Here is a 14632-nt window from a genome sequence, read left to right as displayed (position 1 = left end):
CCGTCGTCCGAACAGTCCAGGGCGGCGCAGTCGGAGGCGCGCCGCACCGGCATCGCGTCGGCGATCGCTTTCCTGTGCCCTGCAAAGCGTTTCGGTGATCGCCGCCGATAGCGGCGGGCCTTCGCCGTGTACCGGGAGGCGGCCACAGTCCACGCATTCCATGACAGGGTCTGGCACGAGCACAGCCTCTTCTGAAACGGTGGCCGACCGTCACAGATGTCGCTCCGCCCTAACCGCCGGACCCCAACAACAGTGACCTTCGGCCCTGGAATCCCGCGCGCAGTTGTCGCACCGTTGTGGATGAGGCCGGCGCACGATATCGAAACCACTTCGTCGGCAAGGGAATGAGGGAAGAATGTTCGAGCGTGGCTCCGTAGTATTGCGGCCGCGCGACGACGAGCCCGGGGACTACCTGTATGCGCATCCGGCGGGGCTCGCGCTCGCGGTTGCGTCAGGGGTAGCTACCGCGGGGTTGGTGGTTCTGCTCGGCGCCTGGCTCGCGACTCCCCTCGTAGGCGTCGGTGCTGCGGCGACACTCGTCGCCACCGTCGGTCTGGCGGTGGCGATGTTGATGCCACACCGGCCGCGGCGTCGCGGAATCCGCTCCGTCCGGCCGCACGGTGAAGACCGCACGCTCCGTCAACAAAGAAGCCACTGATGTATCTATTGTTGGCGTAATCTGAGGTCCGGAACGTGACGCAGCCAGGAACTGGAGGTTGCCAGTGATCAGAGTCTTTCTGGTGGACGATCATGAGGTCGTCCGGCGCGGCATCGCCGATCTCCTCACCTCGGATCCGGATCTGACGGTGGTCGGTGAAGCGGCCTCCTATGCGCAGGCGCTGGCGCGGGTGCCGGCGGTGAAACCGGAGGTGGCCGTCCTCGACGTGCGCCTACCCGACGGTAACGGCATCGAGTTGTGCCGGGAACTGCACTCGATGATGCCGGAGCTGCATTGCCTCATCCTGACGTCGTTCACGGACGACCAGGCGATGCTCGACGCGATTCTCGCCGGGGCCAGCGGGTACGTCGTGAAGGACATCCGGGGTATGGAACTGACCCGGGCGGTCCACGACGTCGGTGCAGGGAAATCACTCCTCGACAGTCGCGCTGCCGGCGCACTGATGGCAAGAATTCGGGCAGACGCCCACAATAAGGACGGAATCTTCGGGCATTTGACCAATCAGGAGCGGACGTTGCTCGCCCTGCTCGGTGAAGGGTTGACCAACCGGCAGATCGCCGAACGGATGTTCCTGGCGGAGAAGACCGTCAAGAATTACGTGTCGCGGCTGCTGACCAAACTGGGGGTGGAGCGCAGGACGCAGGCGGCGGTGCTGGCCACGAAGATGCAGTCGCGACCGTCCGACACCTGACGAGGTAAGCCCCGCCCCGACGTGCGCGCCGTAGTAGTTCCGACTCCTCACGATGCCACAAGGTGGGACAATGAATCTCGTGACCGGGCAATCGGATGAGCGCGACCACAGTCCTCTGCTGGGTAGCCTATCCCAACTCCGGCTCCGGGAATTGTTGACCGAGGTGCAGGAGCGTATCGCGCAGATCGTCGATGTCCGCGATCACGTCGACGGACTCCTCGATGCGATGCTGTCGGTCGCGTCGGGGCTCGACCTTGACCGCACGCTTCGCACCATCGTGCACGCCGCGATCAATTTGGTCGATGCCCGGTACGGTGCGCTGGGGGTGCTCGCCCCGGGTGGGGGCTTGAGTGAGTTCGTCTTCGAGGGCATCGACGAGGAGACATGCGAGCGTATCGGTGACCTGCCGCGTGGGCGTGGGGTCCTCGGTTTCCTCATCACGGATCCGAAGCCGGTCCGGTTGGAGGACCTGTCTCATCACGCGGCGTCGGTGGGGTTCCCGGACCACCATCCGCCGATGAAATCGTTTCTGGGAGTGCCTATTCAGATCCGAGATAAGGTGTTCGGGAATCTGTATCTCACGGAGAAGGCGAACGGTGGACAGTTCACCGAGGACGACGAGGTGCTTCTCCGTGCGCTGGCGGCGGCCGCGGGGATCGCGATCGAGAACGCCCGCCTGTACGAGGTGTCCCGGACGCGGCAGGCGTGGCTGGAGGCGACACGGGAGATCGCGACCGAGTTGCTGGCGGGCAGTGACACCGCGGAGGTGCTGCAGGTGATCGCCGACGACGCGCTGGCCCTGACCGCCGCCGACAGTGCCTTTCTCGCGGTGCCGGACGATCCTGACCTCCCGTCGGACGAGGTGACCGAGCTCGTGGTCACCGCGTCGGCCGGGACGGTGCCGGATCGGATCATCGGCCGGGCGATCCCGGTCGAGCGGTCGACGTCCGGTGAGGCGTTCCGGGAGCGGACCCCGCTTCGTGTCACCGCGCTGGCGTTCGATCCCGGGTTCGAGACGGGGGCCCGGTTCGGTCCTGCGCTGGCGCTGCCCCTGCGTGCCGCGCAATCGGTGTCCGGGGTGCTGGTGACACTCCGCACCGCCGACGCGCCGCCGTTCACGGACGACCAGCTGGCGTTGATGTCAGGATTCGCCGACCAGGCGGCGGTCGCACTGCAGCTCGCCAACAGCCAGCGCCGGATGCACGAACTGGACGTGTTGTCCGACCGCGATCGGATCGCCCGCGACCTCCACGACCACGTCATCCAACGGCTCTTCGCGGTCGGTCTGTCGCTGCAGAGCACCCTGCAACGGACCAAATCGCCCGGGGTCAAGCAGCGGCTCGTACAGTCGGTCGACGACCTGCACGACATCGTGCGGGACATCCGCACCGCCATCTTCGACCTGCACGGCGGTTCGGGTGGGATGACCCAGTTCCGGCGGCGGCTGCACGAGATCGTCGCCGAGGTGACCGCGGATTCCGGGCTCCGCACCACCGTGCACTTCTCCGGGCCACTGTCGGTCATCGACTCCACGCTCGCCGAGCATGCGGAGGCGGTTCTGCGTGAGGCGTTGAGCAACGTGGTCCGGCACGCAGGAGCCGACATGGTCACGGTCAGCATCTCTGTGTACGACGATCTCACCATCGAAGTGGCGGACAACGGGACCGGCATTCCGGAAAACGCTCCCCGGAGCGGCTTGGAGAATTTGACTGACAGAGCTCGGGACGTAAACGGGCACTTCACCATCGATACAACACCTGGTGGCGGAACAACCCTCCATTGGTCCGCCCCGCTACCCTGAGTGGGCTCGGGGTGTGCCCGCTCACCAAGCTGGGGACCTTCTCCCCTACGCCGACAACGGGCGCACAGTAACGATAGAGAGGGAGACCCAGACTTCGCGATTTCTGAGGAGAACATCATGACTGCCCGCCGACCGATCGTTGTCGGAACAGATGGTTCGTCCTCGTCCTTGCAGGCAGTCGCATGGGCCGCGCAGGCGGCAGCGCTGCGACGGTGTCCGCTTTCCGTGATCGCGACGACGTTCGTCGCCGGCGCCTACGGTGTCCCGATCGGCATGCCGACGAGCTTCTTCGAGGACGAGGAACGCAACGGCAAGAATCGGCTGGCTGCCGCAGCGGAGGCCGCCACTCGAGCGGTACCTGGTTACTCCCTCGACATTCACACCACCCTCTGTACCGGAACCCCGGCCGGTGAACTTCTCGAGCGATCGAACACGGCAGCGATGATCGTCGTCGGCTCGAGTCGGAGGGGAATCGTCGAGCGCGGCTTCCTGGGATCGGTCAGCTCCGCCGTCGCAGCCCACGCACGGTGCCCGGTAGCGGTGGTCCGCAGCATTCCCGATACCGACGTCACCCAACTCGAGGGGTCTGTCGTGGTCGGAGTGGACGGTTCCGCACACAGTGAGCCCGCCATTTCGATGGCCTTCGAAGAGGCGGCACTGCGGCAGTGCGAACTGGTGGCCGTTCACGCCTGGTCCGACATCGACCTTCCCGTGCACTTCGAAGGCGGGAGCGTTTCCGGGTGGAAACAGATCGTCACCCAGGAAACGGCCCTGCTGTCGGAGAGTCTCGCCGGACGCGCCGAAGATTTCCCGGACGTCAAGGTCCGGACGATGGTCGTCATGGACCGACCAGTACGCAACCTGCGCGAACAGGCCGACAACGCAAGACTTCTCGTCGTGGGTAGCCGCGGACGCGGTGGATTCACCAGCATGCTGTTGGGATCGACGAGCCGGGCCCTGATGCATTCGGTTCGCTGTCCGCTGCTCATCGTGCGATAGTGCCGACGACTGTCAGTGCTCGTCCTCGACTCTCGGGGCGAGCGCGAAATAGTCCTCTTCCTCCTGCGCGAAATGCAGACGCAGGACGGCATATAGCCCGTACAGACACGCAAGAAGATCGTTCCGCTGATCTGGCTGGACTCCACCGTGCGCCTCAGCCGTGCCGAGGTGAGTGTCCAACCGCCGGATGAGTCGGTCGATCTCCGCATGAGCGCGGCTCATCGGAGCAGTCGCTTCGACGGTCCCGAATGCATCGGCCAGCGCCGGATACAGTTGGGTCTCCTCGGCACGTTCATGTGGCAGGACACGCTCCACCAGAACGGTGTGTGCCCTGCGTACCGCTGCGAGAGCGTCGGGTCCGGTTTCGGCGCTCATCTGTTCCGCCGCGTCACGGATCAGAGCCAACGCTCCCCGCAGATCGTCGTGCTCACGATCGAATCGCTGCAACAGCAGCCCGGTTTCCCGGTTGACCGCGAGCTCTCGGGAGCGGCCGCCGCGAAGGGCGCGCAGAGCGTTGAGGATGACCGCCACATCGATCCCCTCCTGCAGCAGGGCACCGGGCGCGGGAGCGATCCACCCGACCGCCGCGGCGACCATCGCCAGCAGCGACAGTGTCATACCGATGCCGGCGCTCTGGACGGCGATCCTCCTCGACCGCCGGGCGATCTCCATGGCGTCCGCCACCCGGGCGAGGTGGTCGGTTGTCAGCACGATATCGGCGGCTTCGGAACTGGCTGTGGCTCCGCGCGCGCCCATCGCGACTCCGACCGACGCGGCCGCCAGGGCCGGTGCATCGTTGATCCCGTCCCCCACCATGATCGTGACGGCCCTGCGCTTCTCCTCTTGTACTGCCGCCACTTTGTCCACGGGAGTTTGCTCCGCGAGCACGGCGTCCAGTCCGACGATCGATCCGATCTCGAGGGCAGGCGCTCGGCGGTCACCGGTCAGCATGATCAGTCGGTCCAGCCCGGCCGCCCGCAAGCGGCGCAACGTGCGAGGTGCGTCTCGTCGGAGCGGGTCCCGCAACAGAATCGCCCCGACCAACGTGCCGTCGACCTGTACCCAGGCCACCGCCGCGCCGTCCAGGGCTGATCGGGTCGAGACGCCCTCCGCCCAGTCCGGCAATACGCCGTGGTCCGCACCGACCTTGACGGCACGACCGTTCACGATGCCACTGACCCCGGTCCCGGCCTGCTCGCTGACGTCGGTGGGCAGTGGCAGTGCGCAGCCTCGCGCCTTCGCGAAGTGCACGATCGACTCGGCGAGAACATGGGGAGACAACTGGTCGACGGCAGCGGCGAGTTGGAGTACCTCGTCGGGGGTATGACCGGGGGCGGTTGCGACGTCGAGTCCGGATGGCCTGCCGGTCGTCAGAGTTCCTGTCTTGTCCATTACCAGGGTCTGCGCTCGACCGAGTGTTTCCAACGCTCCACCGCCGCGGATGACGACACCGATCCGGGAAGCGCGAGACAGCCCCGACACGATGGCAACAGGGGCGGCGAGCAGCAGCGGGCACGGTGTCGCAACGACGAGGACTGCGACCGCGCGCACGGCTGAACCGCTCAGCCACCACGCGAGAGACGACACCAGCAGGGTCAGGGGAAGGAACCAGACGGCGAAGCGGTCGGCGATCCGCACGATCGGTGCCTTGTCGTTTGCTGCTGCCTGAGCCAGTCGGACGATGCCGGAATAGGTGCTGTCCGCCGCGTTCGCGGTGGCACGCAGTTCGATCGTCGATCCTACGTTCACCACCCCGCTGCGCACCGATTCCCCGACCCGTCGTTCGACGTGAAGTGACTCCCCGGTGAGCGCGGACTCGTCGAGGACCGCCGGTCGGTCGGCGACGACGCCGTCGACGGGGACCACCTCGCCAGAGGCGACAACCAGCAGATCGGTGGGCTCGACGTCGTCAAGGGGTACGAGGACGACGTTCTCGCCGATCCGTTTGTGTGCTCTTTGTGGTGCGCGTTCGAGGAGGGCACGCAGATCGCGTGACGCGCGTCGTTCGGCCGCGGATTCGAGCGTCCGTCCCGTCGCGAGCATGAACCCGATGAGTGCACCTGCCAGGTATTCGCCGACCGTGAGTGTTCCCAGGAGGGCGAGCACGGCGATGAGGTCGACACCAGCCGTGCGCTGAAGGAGTGACACGACGACCCATCCCACAGCAGGTATCAGGGATACCACAGTGCCGACCGCCCAACACACGTCCGCAACGCTAGGACGACCCAGCGAACTGGCCACAATGCCGGACACGAGCGCCACCGAGGTGACTGCCAGCAGGGTGGGGGCCGGCAGCCTCGCGAGGTGCGATTTCCACGTTGTGTGGGTTCGTGTGTCGTGCATGGACCTTCCCTCGTCGAGGGTCGACGCGTGAGGACGCGTGTCTCCATCGTTGCAGCCCGAACCCGGTTAAGGCGGCGTGCGATGGCAAGTGAGGACCAAGGTCCCTTTCCTCGCGACCATCGGTGGCGCACCGTCGGAGAAGAACTCCGCCGGCCCGTCCCACCTCATCCGTGCTGGAATGGCCCGACGACCAGGAGCGCGATGGTGACAGCGACCGAAACTGCGCAGGTGGACCCTCAGGAGTCGACTGACCGGCTTCTGCGTGACCTCCGCACCAGACGGGACGGCCTGTCCCGGAGAGAAGCGGAGCGGCGAACACTCGTTTACGGGACCAATGAACTGATACGGCATCACGGTCGCGCCTGGCCCCGACAACTAGTGCGCCAGTTCACGCATCCGCTGGCGCTGCTCTTGTGGATGGCTGCCGTTCTCGCCGGTATCAGCGGTTCGGCACCGCTGGGTGTCGCGATTGTCATCGTGATCCTGCTCAACGCCGCCTTTGCGTTCGTGCAGGAACGGCACGCCGAGCAGGCGGTCGAGGCGCTGGCGGCGTTTCTGCCGGCCAGGGCGCGCGTCGCCCGTCAGGGAACGACGGAGACGGTCGACGTGCGGTCACTGGTGCCGGGTGACGTGATCTTCCTGTCCGAAGGCGACCGGGTGTCTGCCGATGCGCGACTTCTGTCGGGATCGGTCGAGGTCGATCTGTCGACACTCACCGGTGAGTCCGTGCCGGTTCTGATCCGCTTCGACGCCGGGTCGACCACGGGACCGTTGATCGAGGCGCCGGACATCGTCTTCAGCGGCACCAACGTTGTGGGCGGCGATGCCACCGCGGTCGTGTTCGCCACCGGAATGCATACCGAACTCGGACGCATCGCTGCGCTGTCACAACGCGTGGGCCACGAGGAAAGCCCCCTCGAGAAACAGGTGAAGCGCGTGGCCTGGCTGATCGCGGCGGTTGCGGTAGCGATGGGTCTGGCGTTCATCCCGCTGGGGACGCTCATGGCGGGATTGTCGCTCGACGATTCGGTCAATTTCGCCATCGGTCTGCTTGTCGCGAACGTGCCCGAGGGATTGCTGCCCACGATCACCTTGGCTCTCGCGGTGGGCGTGCGCACTCTCGCCCGACAGGGCGCCCTCGTGAAACGCCTGTCGGCCGTGGAGACTCTCGGTTCCACCAGCGTCATCTGTACCGACAAGACCGGCACCCTGACGATGAACCGGATGCGCACCACCAAGTTGTGGACCCCCGACGGTGTCGTGACATTCGATGGCTCCGTCGCCGTTCCGGCACCGGATGCTCCGGCAGGTCGGGCGGCCCGGGCCGTCGTCGCGTGCTGTAGCGCGGAGATCCGCCGCCCGAGTTCCGGTGTCGAACCCGGTGATCCGACGGAGGTGGCGTTGCTGCACGCCGCGCTGTCCTTGGGAGTCACAGGTGAGGCCGCTGGCGCAATCCGGTTGTCGCAGTTCCATTTCGACCCAGAGTTGCGCAGGATGTCCACCGTCGATCGTATCGGCGACAGGCTGCACGTTCACGTCAAGGGAGCGCCCGAAGAGATTCTGGACCGGTGTACCCGCATCGCCTGTCCGGCGGGTGCGGACAGGGTCTTCACCGGTTCCGATCGGGAGTTCACCGCGAACCTCATACGCGACTGGGCGCGAGAAGGTCTGCGTCTGCTCGCCGTCGCCGAGCGCGACCTCGACGCGGCCACCCACCCGGGACTGACGCGGGGGGAGGCGGAGAGCGACCTCACCCTCCTCGGAATCGCGGCGATGCTCGATCCTCCGCGCCCGGAAGTGGCGACGGCCGTCGCCAGGTGTCATTCGGCGGGAATTCGGATCATCGTCGTCACCGGTGATCACGGCCTCACCGCACGAGGGATCGCACGGAGCGTGGGGATTGGGCACGCCGGTCTGCGGGTCGTCACCGGCGCGGAACTCGAGCAGATGCCCGAACCCGATCTGGACAGGTTGCTCGCCACCGACGTCGAGTTGATCTTCGCTCGCAGTTCCCCCGAGGCGAAGTTACGGATCACCGACGCCCTGCGCGACAGCGGGCAGGTCGTCGCCATGACCGGTGACGGCGTCAACGACGCTCCCGCGTTGCGACGGTCCGATATCGGTGTGGCGATGGGGCGGTCGGGCACCGATGTCGCGCGGGAGGCCGCGACGATGGTCCTCACCGATGACAATTTCGCGACCATCGTCAGCGCCGTCGAGGCGGGCCGGAGGGTCTACGACAACGTCCGCAAATTCATCGTCTACATTTTCGCGCACGCCACCCCCGAGGTGGTGCCGTTCCTCGTCTACGCGCTCTCCGGCGGACAGGTTCCCCTCCCCCTAACGGTGATGCAGATCCTCGCCATCGACCTGGGCACCGAGACCTTGCCGGCGCTGGCGTTGGGTCGGGAGAAGGCGGAACCGGGCCTGATGGATCGGCGTCCGCGCACGCGCACCCAGAACGTGGTCGACCGGGGAATCCTCGTCCGGTCGTGGGGCCTGCTCGGAGGTGTGTCGGCAGTATTGGTGATGGCACTGTTCTTCACGACACTTCTCGAAGGCGGCTGGTATGTGGGTGCCGATGTGGGTGCCGGAAACCTGCACCACACCTGGCAATCGGCGACGACAATGAGCTTCCTCGGTATCGTTGCCTGTCAGATCGGCACTGCGTTCGCCGCGCGCACCGAACACGCGTCGCTCACCGAGGTAGGGGTCAATTCCAATCCCTTGTTGCTGTGGGGCATCGCCTTCGAGGTGTGTTTTGCCGCGCTGGTCGTCACAGTGCCGGTGCTTCGACAGGTTTTCGGCACCGTACCCCCACAGTGGAACCAGGTGCTGTGGCTCCTTCCGCTACCATTCGTCGTCTGGGGATGTGACGAACTGTGGCGATGGCACCGGCGACGAACACCGCGCAGCACCGCCACCCGAGCGGCGGCCGAGATCGCGCCGTAGTCGCTCGTTCGTCAGGCGTGTGTATGCGACGAAATGTATTCGACGATGTCCTCCACGGTCACCAGCGTCGCGTAGTCGGATTCCGGGATATCGACGTCGAACACGGCATGCAGGCGCACCAGGAAGTTCAGCCAGTCCATCGAGTCCAGATCGACCTGATCGCGCAACGGCACGTCCGGAGACACCTCCTCGTCCTCGATCTCCGGAGCGATATCCCGCAATGCGTGCAAAACTTTCGAGTCGATCGATTCAGCGTTCATCGTCGTCCTCACCACGTGTCCGGCTGTTGGAGCAATTCGTTGATTCGGCTCAGGAACTGTGCACCCCGTGTTCCGTCGCTGGCACGATGATCGGCGGCGAGGGTGGCGGTCACCACCGTCGCGACCTGCAGTTCACCCTCGAACACCCAGGGGCGTTCACTGGGTTTCCCGAAACCCACCAGCGCCACCTGCGGCGGATAGATCACACCGAATACCGTGGTGACCCCGTGTTCGCCGAGGTTCGTCACGGTCAACGTCGGGTCCGACATCTCGGAACTGCGCAGCGAGCCGGCGCGGGCGCGGGTCACCAGATCGTTAAGTTCCACCATCAGCTGGGAGAGGGGTTTGTCGGCGGTGTCGTGGATCGCGGGAGCGACCAGACCGCCTCCTCTCAGCGAGATCGCCACCCCGAGGTGGATGTGGGGTGCCGGCCGGAACTCGCCGTCCAGCCAGAACCCGTTGAGGTCCGGGAACTGCTGGGCAGCGAGCGCTACTGCCTTGAGTTGCACGGCGGCGAGGAGGACTCGTTCGGTGATCGGGCGGGCGGCATTTTCGGTGCGCAACCAGTCCGTCGCCGTCCGAAGTGGAATCTCGTCCATCAGGTAGTAGTGTGGGATCTCCCGCTTGGAGCGGCTCATGGACGCGGCGATGGCGCCGCGCATGTCGCGGGTCTTGGCCTCGGCCGGTCCGTGCTCGACGCCATGGGCTGCCGCGCGCTGGACGTCGTCGAGCGTGACCGCAGCGTCGGCGCCTGTCCCGGTGACACCGGCGAGATCGATTCCTGCTCTTTCCGCTTCCCTGCGCGCCCTGGGCGAGACCTTGCGTCGCGGTGCCGGTTCCGGTGCGGGGGCGGCCGCAGTGGTGCCGGGCACCGCATCGGCCGTAGGTCGCTCCGGTGGTGGTGATTCTCCGGGGCTGATCAGGGTTGCCAACGGGGTTCCGACCGACACGGTCGTTCCGGGCTCGACGAGGAGTCGGTGAACGGTGCCGCTCTGCCAGATCTCCACGTCCACGGCCGCTTTCACGGTGTCGACCGTCGCGATCGCCTGACCGCGCTCGACCGCGTCCCCGGGTTTGACCAACCAGTCCGTCAACGTTCCTTCGTCCATGTCGGCGCCCAGGGAAGGCAGCGTGAAATCGAACATGACAGTGCCTCGTTCCTACCGATCGCCGATCACATTCCATGCCGTGGACACAATGGTTTCGACCTGAGGGAGGGTCGCGTATTCGAGATGCTTGGCGTAGGGCACCGGGACCTCGGCGCTGCACACGCGGCGAGGTGGCGCGTCGAGCTCGTAGAATTCGCGTTCGACGATCTGCGCCATGACTTCCGCCGCGAGACTGCCGGTGCGCCAGCCCTCGTCGACCACCACGGCGCGGTGTGTCTTTCGGACCGATGCAGCGATGGTATCGGTGTCGAGGGGGCGCAGCACCCGAAGGTCGACGACCTCGGCGGCGATTCCCTTCTCCGCCAGGACGTCGGCGGCGGCGAGGACCTTGGGCAGCGAACCACCGTAGGTGATCAGGCTGATGTGGCTTCCCTCCCGGCGTACCGCTGCCGAGTCGATGTTCACCGGGACGGGTCCCTCGAGGTCTTCCGACGAGTTGTACAGCTGGGTGTGTTCGAAGATGATCACCGGATCGGGGTCCGCGAGGGCGGGTCGGAGCATGCCGCGCGCGTCCGCCACCGTCGCGGGCGCCAGGACCCGGATGCCGGGGATGTGGGCATACCAGTTCTCGAGGCTGTGCGAATGCTGGGCGGCGAGTTGCCTGCCGGCGCCGGTCGCCATGCGCACCACCACTGGGACGGAGAATTGTCCGCCCGACATGTGCCGGAGCGATGCCGCGGTGTTCACGATCTGGTCGAGAGCGAGCAGGCTGAAGTTGACGGTCATCACCTCGATGATCGGGCGCATCCCGCCCACGGCCGCCCCGATACCGATGCCCACGAAACCCAACTCCGAGAGCGGGGTGTCGCGGATCCTCTCCTCCCCGAATTCAGTGAGCAGGCCCTTGGACACCGCGTATGTACCGCCGTAGCGTCCCACGTCTTCCCCCATGAGAAACACCCGCGGATCGGAGTGCATTGCCTCACGGATCGCTTCCCGCATCGCATCTCGGAAGGTGATTTTCACGACGCCTCCTCGGTTTGCGCCGGTGTGAGTACGTCGCGCAGGAGATCCTCCGGCGCCTCCCAGGTACCGGCCTCGGCGAAGGTCACCGCAGCATCGACCTCCGACATGACGCGGTCGTCGATACGGAGGAACTCCTCCTCCGAGAACAACTGGAGCGCTTTGAGCCGTGCCGAGAAGGTGTGGATCGGGCCCCTCTCCTTCCACGACTCCACTTCCGCCTTGTCGCGATACAGTTCTGGGTCGAACATCGAATGGGCACGAAATCGGTACGTCTGGAACTCGATGAAGAAGGGGCCTCCGGTCGTGCGGACGTGGGCGGCACCGGAGCGGGCCGCGTGCAATGAGGCGATCACATCCATCCCGTCCGCCTTGAGCGTCGGGACGTCGAACGACGCGGCTTTGACGCACAGATCCGTTTGCGATTCCGAACGGGACAAGGCTGTTCCCATGGCGTACAGGTTGTTTTCACAGCAGAACAGCACCGGTAACTGCCACAGGGATGCGAGATTCATGGTCTCGTGAAAGGCGCCCTCCGCCATGGCACCTTCGCCGAAGAAGCAGGCCGTCACCCGGCGCTTGCCCTGCATCTTGTCTGCCATCGCCAGGCCGGCCGCGAGTGGTAGGCCGCCGGCGACGATCGCATTGCCCCCGTAGAAGCGGGTGGCGGCGTCGAAGAGGTGCATCGATCCGCCTCGGCCCCTCGAACAGCCTTCGCGTTTCCCGAACATCTCGGCCATGATCGCGTTCATCGGGACACCGTGCACGAGCGCGTGGCCGTGTTCGCGGTAGGTCGCGACCACCGCGTCGCCCGGAGACAACGCATGCAGGGCCCCGACCGCGACCGCTTCCTCCCCCACGTACAGATGCAGGAAGCCGCGGATCTTCTGGGCACCGTACAGTTCTGCTGCCTTCTCCTCGAAGCGGCGGATGCGCAGCATGTCCGTCAGCAACTCGACCGCGAACGTCTTGTCGTAGGGAAAGTCCGGGGCAGTCATCCGCCTACCTCCAGGGTCGATGTGTCTCCCTCCGGTAGACCGAGTTCGCGTGCCTTCAGCAGCCTGCGCATGATCTTGCCGCTCCGTGTGTGCGGGAGGACGTCCACGAATTCGATCTCTTTGGGGGCGACCGCAGCGCCGAGCTTCTTGCGGGAGTGCCCGAGAAGTTCGCGGCGCAGGGCGTCGTCCGGGTTCTGGCCCTTCTTCACGGACACGAAGGCCTTGACCACGGCCCCCACGATCGGGTCCGGTTTACCGATGACTCCGGCTTCGGCGACCGCGGGGTGTTCCATGAGGACGTTCTCGACCTCGAAAGGGCCGATGAGATGACCCGCCGATTTGATGACGTCGTCCGCGCGGCCGACGAACCAGTAGTAGCCGTCTGCGTCGCGCTTGGCCAGGTCGCCGGTCAGATACCAGTCGCCGGCGAATGCACGCCGGTACCGGTCGTCGTTGTTCAGATAGCCGCGGAACATCGAGGGCCAGCCGCGTCGTATCGCGAGTTCCCCCTCCACATTCGGTGTTTCGACGGGTGCGGTCCCGCCATCGTCTGTGCGCCGGACGATGCACGCGTCGATGCCGGGAAGCGGTCGACCCATCGATCCCGGTTTGATGGCGAAGCCGGGTGTGTTGGCGATCATGATGCCGCCCGTCTCGGTTTGCCACCAGTTGTCGTGGATGGGCCGTCCGAGCACATCTCGTCCCCACAACACGGCGTCGGGGTTGAGCGGTTCGCCGACGCTCGCGATGAACCGCAGGTTCGGGTGGGAGTACTTGTGCGCCAGCTCCGGACCGGACTTCATCAGCATGCGGATCGCGGTCGGCGCGGTGTACCAGACCGTGACGGCCTGCTCTTCGAGGATGCGGTACCACCGTTCGGCGTCGAATTCGTTGCTGTCGACGATCGACGTGACGCCGTGCAACAGCGGTGTGATCACCCCGTACGACGTGCCGGTGACCCAGCCCGGATCGGCCGTGCACCAGAACACGTCCGAGGGATGCAGGTCGAGGGCGTACAGTCCGGTTGCATAATGTGTGGCCACGGCGCCGTGGACGTGGATCGCACCCTTCGGGGTACCGGTGGTTCCACTGGTGAAATGCAGCAGGGCAGCATCGTCGGCGGAGGTCGGGGTGATGTCGCAGTCCCCGTCGGCGTCCGCCATCGCACTGTGGAAGTCGAGCGTGTCCGGAATGTCGGTGGTCGATCCGGAATCCCCCACCACCAGAATGTGTCGGAGGGAGGGCAGCGAGCCGCGGATCTTCTCCACCCGTCGCCGGTACAGCTGCTCGGTGGTTACCAGTACGTGAGCGTCGCCGAGTCGAATTCTCGTGGCCAGCGGCTCGGGGCCGAAGGCGGAGAACAACGGCGACACGATATTTCCGTTGCGCAACGCGCCGAGGATGCTGACGTACAGCTCCGGGATCCGGCCGGTGAATACGACGACGGGGTCGCCTTTGCCGACGCCGAGTTCGCGGAGCACATCGGTGAACTTGCGGACTTGGAGTGCGAATTCCCCGAAAGTCATCTCCGTGGTGGCTAGCTCGCCGACATCGTTGGTGTTCGGCCCCACGAATCGGAAGGCGATCTCGTTCCGGTGCGAATCGCAGTCGTGGCGGTCGACTGCATAGTAGGCGATGTTGCAGCCGCCGGGGGCGGGCCCGAGCTGACGCTCGATGTCAGACCACGAGAACCGGGTGCGTTCACCGTCGTAGTCGGTGAAGTTCGGTTTCACCGAGTTCGTGGACGGCGATGTGGGAATGATGGTCATGACGGTTG

General features: G+C 65.7%; 11 protein-coding genes. 5 read left to right on the top strand and 6 right to left on the bottom strand.

Features of this window, described 5'->3' with window-relative positions; translation table 11 throughout:
• Positions 1 to 355: 355 nt before the first annotated feature.
• The 4 genes from CJ179_RS33830 to CJ179_RS33815 all read left to right on the top strand — a co-directional run bounded on the left by CJ179_RS33830 (position 356) and on the right by CJ179_RS33815 (position 4170).
• Positions 356 to 658, top strand: coding sequence for a hypothetical protein (locus tag CJ179_RS33830; protein WP_072950072.1), 303 nt, complete (start codon positions 356 to 358; stop codon positions 656 to 658).
• A 64-nt stretch (positions 659 to 722) separates the two neighbouring features.
• Positions 723 to 1370, top strand: coding sequence for a response regulator transcription factor (locus CJ179_RS33825; protein WP_072950075.1), 648 nt, complete (start codon positions 723 to 725; stop codon positions 1368 to 1370).
• 70 nt (positions 1371 to 1440) lie between these two features.
• The gene (locus CJ179_RS33820; protein WP_095864285.1) at positions 1441 to 3171 is read left to right on the top strand and encodes a GAF domain-containing sensor histidine kinase; all 1731 of its coding nucleotides are present in this window, start codon (positions 1441 to 1443) and stop codon (positions 3169 to 3171) included.
• Between the two features lie 117 nt (positions 3172 to 3288).
• Positions 3289 to 4170 (top strand): universal stress protein, encoded by an 882-nt coding sequence (locus tag CJ179_RS33815; RefSeq protein ID WP_072951329.1) that lies wholly within the window; start codon positions 3289 to 3291, stop codon positions 4168 to 4170.
• Between the two features lie 12 nt (positions 4171 to 4182).
• Here the strand turns inward: CJ179_RS33815 and CJ179_RS33810 are convergent, their stop codons facing one another.
• The gene (locus CJ179_RS33810; RefSeq protein WP_072951326.1) at positions 4183 to 6513 is read right to left on the bottom strand and encodes a heavy metal translocating P-type ATPase; all 2331 of its coding nucleotides are present in this window, start codon (positions 6511 to 6513) and stop codon (positions 4183 to 4185) included.
• Between the two features lie 201 nt (positions 6514 to 6714).
• On the opposite strand from CJ179_RS33810, the gene CJ179_RS33805 reads away from it, so the two are divergent.
• Positions 6715 to 9465, top strand: coding sequence for a cation-transporting P-type ATPase (locus tag CJ179_RS33805; protein WP_095864284.1), 2751 nt, complete (start codon positions 6715 to 6717; stop codon positions 9463 to 9465).
• 11 nt (positions 9466 to 9476) lie between these two features.
• Here CJ179_RS33805 and CJ179_RS33800 read toward each other — a convergent pair whose 3' ends face one another.
• From CJ179_RS33800 to acsA, 5 genes are read right to left on the bottom strand one after another with little or no spacing between them, the layout of a single operon-like run.
• On the bottom strand, positions 9477 to 9725 hold the full coding sequence (locus CJ179_RS33800; RefSeq protein ID WP_072951331.1) for an acyl carrier protein: 249 nt from the start codon (positions 9723 to 9725) through the stop codon (positions 9477 to 9479).
• Positions 9726 to 9733: 8 nt separating this feature from the next.
• Positions 9734 to 10870 carry a dihydrolipoamide acetyltransferase family protein gene (locus CJ179_RS33795; RefSeq protein WP_072951321.1) on the bottom strand — a complete coding sequence of 379 codons (1137 nt, stop codon included), beginning with the start codon at positions 10868 to 10870 and terminating at the stop codon, positions 9734 to 9736.
• A gap of 15 nt (positions 10871 to 10885) precedes the next feature.
• On the bottom strand, positions 10886 to 11860 hold the full coding sequence (locus CJ179_RS33790) for an alpha-ketoacid dehydrogenase subunit beta (RefSeq protein ID WP_072951319.1): 975 nt from the start codon (positions 11858 to 11860) through the stop codon (positions 10886 to 10888).
• Entirely contained in the window at positions 11857 to 12855 is a 999-nt protein-coding gene (gene pdhA, locus CJ179_RS33785; RefSeq protein WP_072951317.1) for a pyruvate dehydrogenase (acetyl-transferring) E1 component subunit alpha, read from the bottom strand. The genes CJ179_RS33790 and pdhA overlap by 4 nt, the downstream gene beginning before the upstream one ends.
• Positions 12852 to 14624 carry an acetate--CoA ligase gene (gene acsA, locus CJ179_RS33780; protein ID WP_072951315.1) on the bottom strand — a complete coding sequence of 591 codons (1773 nt, stop codon included), beginning with the start codon at positions 14622 to 14624 and terminating at the stop codon, positions 12852 to 12854. The genes pdhA and acsA overlap by 4 nt, the downstream gene beginning before the upstream one ends.
• Between the last annotated feature and the right edge of the window lie 8 nt (positions 14625 to 14632).

Origin of the sequence: Rhodococcus sp. ACS1, from assembly GCF_002300155.1 — a bacterium.
GTDB lineage: Bacteria > Actinomycetota > Actinomycetes > Mycobacteriales > Mycobacteriaceae > Rhodococcus_F > Rhodococcus_F koreensis.
Note: the sequence above shows the minus strand (reverse complement) of the source record. Positions and strands in the feature narration are given on the sequence as shown.

Excerpts from the sequence above, each read along its gene's own strand:
- pdhA (WP_072951317.1), bottom strand. The coding sequence starts at position 12,855 with ATGACTGCCCCGGACTTTCCCTACGACAAGACGTTCGCGGTCGAGTTG.
- CJ179_RS33810 (WP_072951326.1), bottom strand. The coding sequence starts at position 6,513 with ATGCACGACACACGAACCCACACAACGTGGAAATCGCACCTCGCGAGG.
- CJ179_RS33830 (WP_072950072.1), top strand. The coding sequence starts at position 356 with ATGTTCGAGCGTGGCTCCGTAGTATTGCGGCCGCGCGACGACGAGCCC.
- CJ179_RS33815 (WP_072951329.1), top strand. The coding sequence starts at position 3,289 with ATGACTGCCCGCCGACCGATCGTTGTCGGAACAGATGGTTCGTCCTCG.
- CJ179_RS33820 (WP_095864285.1), top strand. The coding sequence starts at position 1,441 with ATGAATCTCGTGACCGGGCAATCGGATGAGCGCGACCACAGTCCTCTG.
- CJ179_RS33800 (WP_072951331.1), bottom strand. The coding sequence starts at position 9,725 with ATGAACGCTGAATCGATCGACTCGAAAGTTTTGCACGCATTGCGGGAT.
- CJ179_RS33805 (WP_095864284.1), top strand. The coding sequence starts at position 6,715 with ATGGTGACAGCGACCGAAACTGCGCAGGTGGACCCTCAGGAGTCGACT.
- acsA (WP_072951315.1), bottom strand. The coding sequence starts at position 14,624 with ATGACCATCATTCCCACATCGCCGTCCACGAACTCGGTGAAACCGAAC.
- CJ179_RS33795 (WP_072951321.1), bottom strand. The coding sequence starts at position 10,870 with ATGTTCGATTTCACGCTGCCTTCCCTGGGCGCCGACATGGACGAAGGA.